The following is a 13281-nucleotide window of genomic DNA, read 5'->3' on the forward strand; positions in this document are numbered from 1 at the left end:
AATCTAACTTAGAAAAGCTGAAAAATTGTCTTGACAATGGGGGGCATTATAATTATTATGTTTATAAAATAAATAGATAAATAAATGTTATTTATCATAGCATGCTATTTTTGCTTTGGCCACCAACGCTCCCTAGTTAATAAATGAAGGAAAGGGGGACAGAAAAACGGGGGACAAAAAATGATTTAATATTTTCTTTTACACCAGGTAATCATAAATGCCTGTGTAGAAGATAAGTTTGGGAGCAAGGGTTTAATACATATTAAGTTGGCATGTTATGGTTTAGGGCATTTTATGTGCCTATAGAGATAATAATTTTATTGGGAGGTTTTTTTGGTATGAAGAAAGGTATAAGCATTATACTGGTTATTGCTATATTGATGGCAATGACCTCATCCTTTGCTGTGTCTGCATACCCAACAGCTACTTTGTCGGCAGCCAGCATGGGAAGTATATCATTGGAGTTTGACAAAACTACTGCAAAAGTAGGCGACATAATTAAAGCTTATGTCAAAATTAACGATATTAACAATTTTGCCGGATTTCAGGTAAACATCAAATATGATCCTACAGTATTACAAGCAGTAAACCCGGATACAAAAGCTCCTATGGGAGAATACACAATGCCAAAAGACGGAAATGTATTGGTAAATCCCGAATACGGTGCTATATCCGGTGTGTTGAACAAAGTCGAAGAAGGTATTATAAATTTCGGAAAAGCATATACATATATTAAAGAATACAAGCTTGGCAATTCACCGGAAAAGACAGGTGTCTTGGCTGAAATAGGCTTTAAAGTACTCAAAGAGCAGCCTACAACCGTTAAATTCGAAAATTCACCTTCAATGCCAAACAGTATTTCTGGTACAATGCTGTTTGACTGGGATACCAACATTATTTCGGATTATACTGTTGTTCAGTCTCCGATTATCAATTCTTCTACAGTAATCCCTTCGCCAACAGTTGCGCCATCTAAAGGAAGTGTAAAAATGGAGCTCAGCAAAAATGCTGCTTTTGTTGGGGATATAATTATTGCCGAAATAAAGGTGGATAATTTTGACAGTATCGCAGGATGCCAGTTTAATATAAAATATGATCCTAAAGTATTGCAGCCTATAGACCTTGATACTAATACTCCATACGGAAAATCTACAATGCCGAAGGAAGGAACAATACTTGCAAATGCTGATTACGGTGTTATTTCAGCGGTAACAAACGATGTAGAAGAAGGTATATTGAATTTCGGAAAATGCTATACATATCTTGATATATACAGAGCTTCCGGAGCAGCTGAAAAGAGCGGTACAATTGCCCAAATTGCATTTAAGGCTCTTAAAGCCACTTCTTCAACATATATTGAATTTGCCGACACACTTTTGATGCCCGGAAGTATCAGCGGTACAATGATTTTTGATTGGAACACAAAAAATGTATTGGGATACAGGGTAATTCAGGCCGGTGCCGTCAGTATTTCCGAACAGACGGTAAAGCCTTCGCCGACGGTTACACAGACTGCTTCACCAAAACCAACACCAACACAAACACCTGTGCCTTCAACTACACCGGATTCCAATGCTTCAATACGAATTGAGTTGGATAAGTATACGGTTAAGGTTGGAGATATTGTAAAGGCGTTTGTAAAAGTTGACGGTTTTGACAGCTTGGGCGGTTTCCAGTTAAACATTAAATTCAATCCTGATTTATTGCAAGCTGTAAACCCCGACACAGGAGAACCTATAAAAATTAATACTGTGCCGAAAAGCGGCGATTTGATTTCAAATAACAAATACGGAATAATTTCTGTTGCAGTTAACGAACCTTCACAAGGTATATTAAACTTTGCAAAAACTTATTCAAATATTAATGAATATAAAAACAGCGGTAGACCTGAAGTGTCAGGTACGCTTGCGGTAATTGGGTTTAAGGCTCTCAAAGAAGGCGACGCTAGCATAAGATTTGAAGATTCGATATCCATGCCAACCAGTCTGAGTGGTTCAATACTTTTAGACTGGGATCTTGTCAGAATATCCGATTATAAAGTTGTACAACCTGAAAATCTTAAGATAACTGGTTCGACAGTACCTTCACAGTCGCCTACACCATCGGCAACACCTGTCACTCCTAAGCCAACAGCTACTGAGACCGAAAAGCCTGTTTCCGATGGGCAAATAGAGCTTAAACTGGACAAAGACCAGGCAAAAGTCGGCGATATCATCAAGGCTGCAGTTAATATTAGCGATATCAATAATTTTGCAGGTTTTCAGGTAAATATAAAATATGACCCTTCAGTTCTTCAAGCAGTAAATCCTGTTACCGGAGAACCGATGACAGACAAGACAATGCCTGCTGACGGAAATGTTCTTGTAAACACTGAATATGGTGTTATATCTGCAGTGGCAAATGAAACTTCTAAGGGAATATTAAACTTTGGAAAGGCTTATACTTATCTCAATGCATATAAGCTTTCAAACAATCCGGAAAAGACCGGAACAATAGCTGTAATTGGTTTTAAGGTTCTTAAAGAACAGGATACATATATTGCTTTTGAAAATTCCGTTACAATGCCATCCAGTATTTCGGGAACATACTTGTTTGACTGGAATGCAAACATGATATCGGGTTACAAAGTTGTAAATCCTGGTGTGATAAAAATATCCAAATCCGATGTACCGACACCTTCGTCAACTCCTTCCGTGACACCGACACCGACCGGTCCGGTATCAACGGACAGCTACATAAAATTGGAGCTTGACAAGAACAATGCAGCGGTGGGAGATATAATAAAGGCAACAGTAAAAGTAAATAATATCAAGAATTTGGCCGGTTACCAGATAAACATCAAGTATGACCCCAACGTATTGCAGCCGGTTAACCCAAATACCGGAGCAGCCTACACAGCAAGAACTCTTCTTGCAGACGGTCAGTTGCTTGTAAACAGTCAATATGGTGTAACTTCAATAGCTGTACATGACTTGGCAAACGGTGCATTGAATTTTTCACAGATATACACATTTATGGATGAGTACAAAAAGACTGGTAAGGCAGAAGAAACGGGAGTTTTAGGTGTAATCGGCTTTAAGGTGTTGAAAAACGAAAAAACAACTATTGGCTTTGCAGATTCAATTTCAATGCCGGGAAGCATTTCGGGAACATATTTGTTAGACTGGAATGCCAGCAAGAAGTCCGACTACAAGGTTATTCAGCCGGAACCTATCAATGCCGGCGCCGTATCAACCGGCAGCTATGTAAAGCTGGAGTTTAACAAAAGCAATGCAGAAGTGGGAGAAATAATAAACGCAACAGTGAAAGTAAATAGTATTAAAGAGCTTGCCGGCTATCAAATATGTATCAAATATGATCCTAATGTTTTACAGCCGGTAAACCCAACTACAGGAGCGGCATATTCCGCAAGAACTTCTCTTGCAAACGGCGAGCTTATATTAAACTCCAGATATGGTTCGACATCAGTGGCATCACATAATCTGTCCAATGGTATACTGAATTTTGCTCGTACCTATTTATATATGAACGAGTACAAAAATAGCGGTAAGCCCGAAGAAACCGGAGTTTTGGGTGTAATTGGATTCAAGGTATTGAAAAAGGAGAAGACATATATCAGTTTTTATAAAGATGAAAACTTAATGCCGGCAAGTGTTTCGGGAACATACTTCGTAGACTGGAACAGCAGTAAGAAAACAGACTACGAAGTTATTCAGCCCGGACCTATCAACAGCGGTATTTAGTAAAAAAAACATATCTGATGGCAATAAAGCCTTGAGGCATCAACCAAACTTATATTAAAAAGCAAACGGAATACTGCAGGCGGTAAGATACTGCCTGCAGTTTTTCATGAAACAAAAAAACGAAAAAGCATAATTGAATTTATTTATCAAATATGTTATAAATTTAATCAAGTATGTTTTGTCCAATTACCTTAAAAGGAATTTCATAATAATGGAGGAAGGTATTAATGTTTAAATCATCTTTAATAAAGATAGGCATTATCGGTTGTGTTTTGATGATGCTGCTTCTATCTAGCTGCAATACAACGGAAAAAGGAAAGGATACTGCTCAGCCCAGCGCCTCTGTAGAGACAACTCATGGAACTTTAGCAAGCAAAGAGCCTGTCGGTTCGAAAGCACCGGATGTTTCGGATGGTGAACAAACTGCAAATCCCAATCAATTTTCAGATAATAATAATTCAGACGGTAATGAGATATCAAATCAGACATCGGAGCCTGCAAATGATGAGGAATTAACTGAAAAACCCGACAATTCGAATTTTCAAATTATATTGGACAAAAATATTGCCAAAGAAGGCGAGATAATCACTGCAAAGATTGTATTGAACAATATAGCAAACGTTGCGGGTTATCAGGTAAATATAAAGTATGACCCAAACGTATTGCAGGCAGTAAATCTTGATACGGGAAAACCGCTTGAAAATAAACAGATGCCGAATGGCGGAGATGTTTTGGTTAACCCGGAGTATAATTCACTCCCGCTGGTTGCAAATGATGTGGAAAATGGGGTAATTAATTTCGGTAGAGCATATGTATATGTAGATAAATATAAAGAAGGCAACAAACCGGAAAATGGTGGTGTGCTTGCTCTAATAGGTTTTAAGGTATTGAAAGAGGAGAGTACAACTATTGCCTTTGCGGATAGTCCCACAATGCCCAATGCAGTATTAGGAACATATGTATATGATTGGAACTTTAAGGTATTGAGCAACTATTCTGTGAGCAAAGGGGTAAAAATCAATTAGAACCGGGCTTTTGAAAAATTGTGAAGACGTAATAACATATTTACAACATGACAAATTTTTAACAATTTTTACGATGGAGTGTTGACAAAATATTAATAATAGTATATGAATATAATATAATAGGTAAAGAGTAGTTTATTTGGAATAGAAAATATTAATGGCTTAATTTTCTTTGTTTCTTACAGGAGGAGTAAAAGTGAAACGGCTTTTTATAATTGCATTGATAGCGGCTTTGACGACAGCTTTGATTTTTCCTGTTATGGCGGCTACTAATTCTTTAAAAGATAAAATGAATGAAATAGACGACAAATTGGATGACATTAGCAAACAGAAAAGTGAGATAAATAAAGAAAAAAATGAACTGGAACGTGAGAAAAAAGAATTAATAAACGCCGAGAATGCTATAAATGAACAATATCAAGGCTTAATTTCCGAAATAGAAGCATTGGATAAGGAAATAGAAGGCTATGAAAATTCATTAAAAGATACGGAAGAAAGGTACAGTAAAAAGTTAAAGGCCTTTGAAGAACGGCTTGTAACGATGTACAAAAATTCATATGTTTCATATTTGGATGTATTGGCCGATTCGGAGAATTTGATTAATTTTTTTGAAAGGCTTCAGTTGATTTCATCTGTTGCAAAAAAGGATAAGGAAATTGTGAAAGAAGTACAAGATATTAAAAAAGACCTTACATATAAAAAACAGTTGGTTCAATATGTAAAGAGCGCCAAGCAAAATGAATTAATTAGAAAGAAAAACAATATCGATTCATTGATTGCAACCAGAAATGGTCTTGAGAGCCGTATAAAAGAGCGAGAGGAAGAAATAAAACGTTTAGAAGAGCAGGAAGATAAGCTGATTCAACAATCCTATGAAATAGCGAATCAAATAAAAAGAAGCACCGGCACAATTAAAAACTATGCCGGCGGTACAATGGTTTGGCCGGTACCGAGTTCTAAAACAATAGATTCTCGATTTGGAATGAGATTTCATCCGATATTTAAAAAGTATAAGATGCACACAGGAGTTGACATTGATGCATCCTACGGTGCTTCAATAGTCGCTGCCAATAACGGAATAGTTATTTACTCCGGATGGGAAGATGGGTACGGTTATACCGTCATTGTTGACCATGGTGGCGGAATAACTACTCTATACGCTCATTGCAGCAAACTTCTCGTTGGCAAGGGTGAAAAGGTTCGAAAAGGCCAGACTATAGCCCAAGCCGGCAGTACCGGAACTTCTACAGGAACACATCTTCATTTTGAAGTTCGAATAGACGGAAATGTGACCAATCCTTTGGATTATATTAAATGATGAATTATAATTTGCTGTTTTTCGGATTTACAAGATGCCAAGACAGATTGCCAAGTCAAATTGTTTTGAGGCATCTTATTTTTATTGTTATTCTTATTGGTATCATTTTCACGTTATTTAGTGGTAAACCCTGAAGAAGATTTCTTTGTTCAAAAAAATCTACATGGTTGGTGTTGTATGGCTTTTTGGATAAGTCCTAAAGGTAGGGTAAAAAAAAATATATAATTATACAAAATAAAAATTTTGTATAATTAGGAGGAGGTTTTTTAATAAAAGCTCAATAAAGCTTATAATAAAGCTTTTAATAAAACTTATAATAAAACTTATAATAAAACTTATATAGATTCTTATCTGAGTTATTAGTATTTATGGATATTAAGATATTTGGATAAATTAGAATTTTGTATTAGTTTTTTTTATAAAACTTTATTTTGGCCCCCTCAAAATATTAAAATGTTCGAATATTATAATAAGCTTGTGGCAAAAAAAATGCCCACAAGTTATACCAACCTTCATACCAAACTACCGGCAGCTTAAGGTTTTTCTGTACGGTAGTCTTTTTTTATCTATATTTCAAAATTAAAATTATAAAAAAGCTTAAAAAGTTTAGTAAAATATGCTATAATATAAATAGTCGCAAAAAATTCTTGCAAATAATCCTAGTCTTTTGTCTTAATTTTTGTCTTAAGTATGATAAATATTCTGAATCTGATCTTGCTTTGCGGACTTATTCGACTCAAAATTTTACAAAACTATACAATTTTAATCAAAATAATAGGATGGGAATGATTTGTATGAAGTTAAGAGTTGGTGAAATCGTTACACTAAAGCATTATTCCGCCAAAAGAAGCAATCGAGGAATAGTTAGTAATTTGGCCGACAACAGTGTTGTTGTAAAACCCGAAAGAGATTTTCTTATTTACAGCTTTTTTGACAGTGACCCCATTGTATTAGGATTTGAGAATGATGATGAGGTAAACATCTGCGAAAGCACAGTAAAATATGTGGATTACAATCAAAATACCTTTACTCTAGCTATTAATAATGTTCAATCAATAACAAACAAGAGGCTTACCCAAAGGTTTCCGGTTTCTTTATGTGCGTATATCTTTTGCCGCAATGCCAGAGTTTTTTCCTACATAAGAAACATTAGTTTAGACGGTTTGTCATTATGCTCCAGGCAGGAGTTTAAGAAAGGAGAAATATTAACTGTCAACACAAAAATTGAAAATATTGAACTTACTTTTGAGGCTCAAATTGTGTGGAAAAAAATAAGCGAGATTGGTTTTGAGTACGGCCTTGTATATTACATGCCTCAGGCAGATTTCAGTAAAACTATTGAAAGATGCCTGGAGTTTTTAAAAATGGATCAGGAGCTCTCAATTAGTCGTCTTAAATATGAGTTTGAGCCTCTGAGAAGGATAAATCAGAGAAAAATTGTAATGAACTAAATAAACTTTAAATTAAAATTTAAAAAGCCTCTTTGAAGCTTATAACGCTTTTGGGAGGCTTTTTTTATTTTGAAATGTTATAAACGGTCCCAGCGAGGGTCTATGCTGCTGCTAATTGCTCTATAGCCTTTTGCAATATATAAAGCATCCAAGAGAGCAATTCTGACCATTGCTTCACACACAGGATAAATTCTTGGACATATTGAAGGATCGTTTCTTGTGTTAAACTCCACTTCAACATTCTCAAGAGCATACATGTTTACTGTGTTCTGAGGTACCGAAATGGTGGGCGTCGGTTTTACCGCAACTCTTATTCTGATGTCCTCTCCGTTGGATATTCCACCTAATATACCTCCGGCTCTATTGGTCTTAAATCTTACACGGCCGGAAGCTTCATCATAATAAGGAATATCATTGGACTCCGAACCCTTTAACTTTGTGTGTCCAAACCCTTCACCAAACTCTATTCCTTTTACGGCTCCAATGGACATTAATGCATGGGAAAGTGTAGCTTGAAGTTTGTCAAAAACAGGCTCACCCAGTCCTGCAGGTACACCTCTTGCTATTATCTCCACTACTCCTCCTACGGAATCTCCCTGCTCCTTTATCCTTTGAAGCTCTTCCATCATTTCTTTTGCTTTTTCAAGGTCCGGACAATTGATGTCATTTTTGCGGTAATTGGCTTTGGCCATTTCATAAGTAATATTGTCTTGTGCTTTTATTCCGTGTATTTCGGTTATAAAGGCAATTACATCTATTCCCATGGTGTCCAAAACCGCCTTTGCCACAGCTCCGGCAGCAACACGGGCAGCTGTTTCTCTTCCGGAGGCGCGTCCGGCACCTATATTGTCCGCAAACTGTCCGTACTTCTTAAAGAAGGTATAACCTGCCTGTCCCGGCCTTACAACCTCTTTATAGCTCTTATGCTTGTTGATGTGCTCGTCTTCAATGACATCATTGGGTATAATCATACCGACGGGAGCACCGGTTGTAATGTCATCTTCCATTACACCGGAAAAAATGTATACCTTGTCCCTTTCCTTCCTTGGCGTATCCAGAGGAGTCCTTCCCGGCCTCCTTTTATCAAGCTCTTCCTGCACAAAATCGGAAGTAAGCTTTATTCCTGGCGGAACGCCGTCTACGATTGCCATCAATCCTCCATACAGTTCTTTTGGTATTTGGAGATTTTTACGAAAAGCACCGGCATAAGATTCTCCACAGGTTGTAACCCTGAATATTCTACCAAACGAATTTCCTACCATCCTGCATCATCTCCCCTTATATGAACTTAAAAACTTCAGCATTTATATTCCCTTATTGTGCTTTCATAAACATTTTTTATTTCAGCTACAATTGATAGAACACTTTTTGAAGAGCAGTTTATTGTAACATCGGCGTACTTTTCATACAAAGGCACTCTCTCCATGTAAATATCCTCAAAGCTCTTGTTGCTGTCTCTTGCAAGCCTTCTGCCGGAAGACAATCTTTTCTTAATTTCATCAAACTCCAACTTTAGGTATACCACAATACTGTTCTTTTTAAGATGTTCCATTGCAGATTCATTGTAAACAACACTACCGCCGGTTGATATGACATGGTTTTTCACATCAAGGCCCATTAAAACCGATTCCTGTATTTGAAGGAACTTTTGAAGTCCGTCTTGATTTACAATGTCTCTAAGCGGTCTTTTTTCTATATCCATTATTATCTTATCGGTATCCACAAAACCCATACCGAGTGATTTTGCAAGCGGTTCTCCAATAGTAGTTTTACCGGAACTGGGCATACCAATTAAGACTATATTTTCCTTTTTCATTTAACAACCTCACAATTTTAATATAAAACTACAATAAGTATTATACACGTAAAATTATAAAGCTCCAATTAAAAAATAAAAATTTATAATTCTATATTTTAATAATAGTGAATAGATTATTAGAAATCTGTTGGAGTGGCGTCCATTGACAATACTATGTTTAAATTACCGTTTCTGCAGCGAAGCTCATCAATAAATTCCTTTTCATTTTTATCATTATCCATTGTTATTGTATATACAAGTTCGAAAAGAGTTCCCAAATCTGTTGTCTTAACCTTGCACAACTGATAGCTAGTTGTATACTTCTTAAAAATATCGTCAAAAGCTCCCTGATAATTCATATTCTCAGGGATTAAAATTTTCAGTACTTTATTACAGCTCTTTTTTGCACCGAAATCAATTTTGCACAGAATGAACAAAAAGATGCAAAGCAGTATGGTGAAAAGTGCCGCATAGCCAAACAATCCCGTACCGCAGGCAAGTCCGGCTGCCATTGAGAAGAATACATAAGCTATATCTTTAGGGTCTCCAGCAGTACTTCTGAATCGGGCAATGGAAAATGCTCCTGCAAGACTGAACGCTCTTGCTACATTACTTCCTACCAGAAGAATTATTACTGCAATTACCGAAGGCATCAGAATCAATGTCAAAGAGAAATTTTGAGAGTAGTAACCTTTTACATGGGTCTTCATGTATGTAATACTAATAACAAGCCCCAGAACAAATGAAACAATAATAGTTAACAAAGCACTCCCGAAAGTTAACGATGAGTTAGCAACTGTACTTAAGTCAAAGCCTAGCATTATCAACCTTTCCCTTCTAAAATAGATTTCTAATTTTTTTCTAATATTTATAATTATATATTAACCTATAATCACACATAAGACAACAGTCTGTATAAAAAACAGGCTGTTGTCTTATGCTGTTTCGGTAAATAAAACTTACATTACGTTATCTTTATTTATTTAACGGCAATATGTTCTTACCATCCTGGGAATCCGCCACCAGGGAATCCGCCACCAGGGAATCCGCCGCCAGGAAATCCGCCGCCAGGGAATCCGCCGGCGCTTCCTCCCGCATTGGTTATAATCGAATTTGTGGTGAAGGTAACTGACTGAACACCGTTTTTATATACAACATAAGTTGCGTTCAATACAAGATCCGGGCAGGTGAATACCATGTTTTGATAATTCTTTGGAGCTGTAAAGCTGATTATTTCAGTATCTCCCTTTTTAATGCTGACAACAGAATTTGCTGTTCCGCTGCCTAAAAGTACCGTGCACTGAGTGCTTGAAGTTGAAGGAGAGCTGTTGGAGCCTCCTGCTGCGATAAGAGTTCCTCCATTGATTATCAGCGGATTCCAGTCACAATCGATACCGCCTTCAGGAATGTTGCCGCCAAAAGCCATCGTATATCCTCCATTGATATATATCGAACCATTGGAGTCAATTGCATCATATCCTGAAGTTATGTAAAGCTCACCGCCATTAATATTAATGACTTTACCGGCATTTAAACCGTCTTCATTTGAGTTTAAATTTATTTTTCCACCATTAACTGTAATAGCAGTCTTACTTTCAATACCCTCATAGCATTTTAATACATTTATTACTCCTCCATCAATTACAAGGTCCTCTTTTGCGTGTATTGCATCATCATCTGCAGTCAAATTGAGGGTACCGTCGGTCATTTTAAAATCTTTTTCACTTTCAATAGCATCGGATTTTGCTGTAACGGTAATGTTTCCTCCCTTGATTTTTATTCCGCTGTTTGCATGTAATCCGTCGGTAACGGCTGTTACGTAGATATCTCCGTTTTCAATAATAATATCGTCGTCACTTGCAATACCGTGCTTGTAATTACCTGTAACATAGAGAGTGCCTTTTCCTTTAAGCTCCAAATCGTCATTACTGAACAGGGCTGCTTTTGCACCTTCATCAGTGTATTTTGAGCCGTCGGAAAGATAATTGACCGTACCTTTTTCTATTGTAATAAAGCCTTTGTCAACATTGTAAAAATAGATGGCAGGTCCGTTCGGATTTTTTATATTTACGCCGTTAAGTCTTAATTTAACTCTTTCGGTTGTATCGACATAAATCATACCGCTGTTTAAAGTACCCGTAACCAAATGGTCTCCTCCGGCTGTAATTGTAACAACGGAACCGTTTACTGAGATACCTTCACCGCTGACTTTAATTGTATCTCCCAGTTCAATTGTACCGGTGTTGTTTTTCCATGCCTCTTCATCAATAGTAGCAGTTGGAGTTGGCGATGAAACCGGTGTTGAAGTTGGAGTCGATGAAGGCTCAGGTGTTGTGGGAACCTGAGTTTCCACAGGTAAATCCTTAATAATACGCAATAAATATTTCTTCAGTATCATAAGATCTGTTGAAGTGACTTTGCCGTCTGCATTTAAATCGGCAAAAGTCAAGTTGATACTGACACCGGGCTGTTGCAAAAGATATCTGTTCATCAAGGTCATGTCACTTGAGTTTACTTTGCCGTCTGAATTCAAATCACCATATATAAGTGGTTCTAATGCACTTACAGGTATTATGTTTATGAAAAAGTGTAAGTGCGAACAAAAAAAATCCCAAATACTTTTTCCTCATTCTCATCAGGTACCTCTCCCCCTTTATTGAAATATTATATTTTAATATATTTATTCGTAAGCAGCATCATTTTAGTTAGGTATATTTTTATTATTTAAAATTTATATTATAATACTTTTGTAACGATATTTATTAATGATAATAGTTATATTCCGAACAAAATTAAAAAAAATTCGTCAAATAATACTGACAGATTTATAATATTATAGTTTTAGGGAGATGTCAAAATGAACCAGGCGTATTATGATGAGGCACCTGCCGTAATAAAAGACTTTTTAAGCTATATGGAAACTATAAGAGGTAAATCAAAGAATACAATCCATGAATACTATTATGACCTGAGGCTTTTTTTCAGGTTCATGAAAATTCATATGGGTTTGGAGGATGCAAGAAAGGATTTTGAAAAAATAGATATTAAGGATATGGATATTGAGCTTATTAGAAAAATAACTTTGAGTGATATTTATTCCTTTATGTCTTTTTTGAGCCGGGAAAGGGACAACAGCTCATGCTCCAGGGCAAGAAAGGTTGCAAGCATAAGGTCGTTTTTTAATTATCTTACAAACAAGGCAAAGCTTTTAGAGCAAAACCCTGCTGCCGAGCTGGAATCTCCCAAAATAATGAAAAGGCTTCCCAAATACCTTAACATAGAAGAAAGCAAAAGACTGTTGGGTTCTGTTGACGGAGAGCATAAAGAAAGGGACTTTGCGATTATAACTTTATTTTTAAACTGCGGTCTGAGACTTTCCGAGCTTGTAAACATTAATCTGAGCAATATAAAAAATGATGTTTTAACCGTCGTGGGTAAAGGAGATAAAGAGCGTACCATTTATCTTAATGCAGCATGTATAAAAGCTATAGAGGCATATCTAAAGGTTCGGCCTGTAGAAGGAGTTAAGGATAAAAATGCTTTGTTTTTAAGCTCGAGAAAGCAAAGAATAAGCAATAAAACCGTTCAGCATATTGTAAAAAAGTATATTAAGGCTGCAGGACTTGACCCTGAAAGATATTCTACTCATAAATTAAGACATACGGCGGCTACACTGATGTATAAGCACGGCAATGTGGACATAAGAGCCCTTCAGGAAATATTAGGGCATGAAAGCATAGCAACAACGGAGATTTATACCCATGTTGACAGCAAACAGTTGAAAAATGCACTAGAGAGTAATCCACTGTCAAATTATGTCGATGAGAACAGTGATGAAAATGAAAGCTAATTTATAATATTGGAAATTATATGGACCATCCCGGGCAGTATTGTTTTTAATTGGATTTTTTGAGGTAAACACTGCTGCTATGGCTTCCAAATATAA

9 protein-coding genes are annotated in these 13281 nt (G+C 36.5%); 5 read left to right on the plus strand and 4 right to left on the minus strand.

The annotated features are described in order from the left end of the window. Window positions 1-338 precede the first annotated feature (338 nt). From PLH43_RS02780 to PLH43_RS02795, 4 genes are all read left to right on the plus strand, one after another. Window positions 339-3743 (plus strand): cohesin domain-containing protein, encoded by a 3405-nt coding sequence (locus PLH43_RS02780; RefSeq protein WP_324359849.1) that lies wholly within the window; start codon window positions 339-341, stop codon window positions 3741-3743. Between the two features lie 227 nt (window positions 3744-3970). After that, window positions 3971-4768 carry a cohesin domain-containing protein gene (locus tag PLH43_RS02785; RefSeq protein ID WP_324359852.1) on the plus strand — a complete coding sequence of 266 codons (798 nt, stop codon included), beginning with the start codon at window positions 3971-3973 and terminating at the stop codon, window positions 4766-4768. A 196-nt stretch (window positions 4769-4964) separates the two neighbouring features. Then, a complete protein-coding gene (locus PLH43_RS02790; protein WP_324359853.1) occupies window positions 4965-6086 on the plus strand; it encodes a peptidoglycan DD-metalloendopeptidase family protein in 1122 nt (373 codons plus the stop codon). A 794-nt stretch (window positions 6087-6880) separates the two neighbouring features. Beyond that, window positions 6881-7537, plus strand: a complete 657-nt coding sequence (locus tag PLH43_RS02795) for a PilZ domain-containing protein (protein ID WP_324359855.1) — start codon at window positions 6881-6883, stop codon at window positions 7535-7537. Window positions 7538-7614: 77 nt separating this feature from the next. On the opposite strand, the gene aroC is transcribed toward PLH43_RS02795, so the two are convergent. From aroC to PLH43_RS02815, 4 genes are all read right to left on the minus strand, one after another. Beyond that, the gene (gene aroC, locus PLH43_RS02800) at window positions 7615-8799 is read right to left on the minus strand and encodes a chorismate synthase (protein WP_324359857.1); all 1185 of its coding nucleotides are present in this window, start codon (window positions 8797-8799) and stop codon (window positions 7615-7617) included. 35 nt (window positions 8800-8834) lie between these two features. Further along, the gene (locus tag PLH43_RS02805; protein WP_324359859.1) at window positions 8835-9353 is read right to left on the minus strand and encodes a shikimate kinase; all 519 of its coding nucleotides are present in this window, start codon (window positions 9351-9353) and stop codon (window positions 8835-8837) included. Between the two features lie 119 nt (window positions 9354-9472). After that, window positions 9473-10156, minus strand: a complete 684-nt coding sequence (locus tag PLH43_RS02810; RefSeq protein ID WP_324359957.1) for a DUF4956 domain-containing protein — start codon at window positions 10154-10156, stop codon at window positions 9473-9475. 179 nt (window positions 10157-10335) lie between these two features. Further along, window positions 10336-11868: a carbohydrate-binding domain-containing protein gene (locus tag PLH43_RS02815; RefSeq protein ID WP_324359862.1), complete on the minus strand. Its 1533-nt coding sequence runs from the start codon at window positions 11866-11868 to the stop codon at window positions 10336-10338. A 324-nt stretch (window positions 11869-12192) separates the two neighbouring features. On the opposite strand from PLH43_RS02815, the gene PLH43_RS02820 reads away from it, so the two are divergent. After that, complete coding sequence (locus tag PLH43_RS02820) at window positions 12193-13185, plus strand: tyrosine recombinase XerC (protein ID WP_324359864.1); 993 nt, start codon at window positions 12193-12195, stop codon at window positions 13183-13185. Window positions 13186-13281: the final 96 nt, after the last annotated feature.

The sequence above is a fragment of the Acetivibrio sp. genome (genome assembly GCF_035371925.1).
GTDB lineage: Bacteria > Bacillota > Clostridia > Acetivibrionales > Acetivibrionaceae > Hungateiclostridium.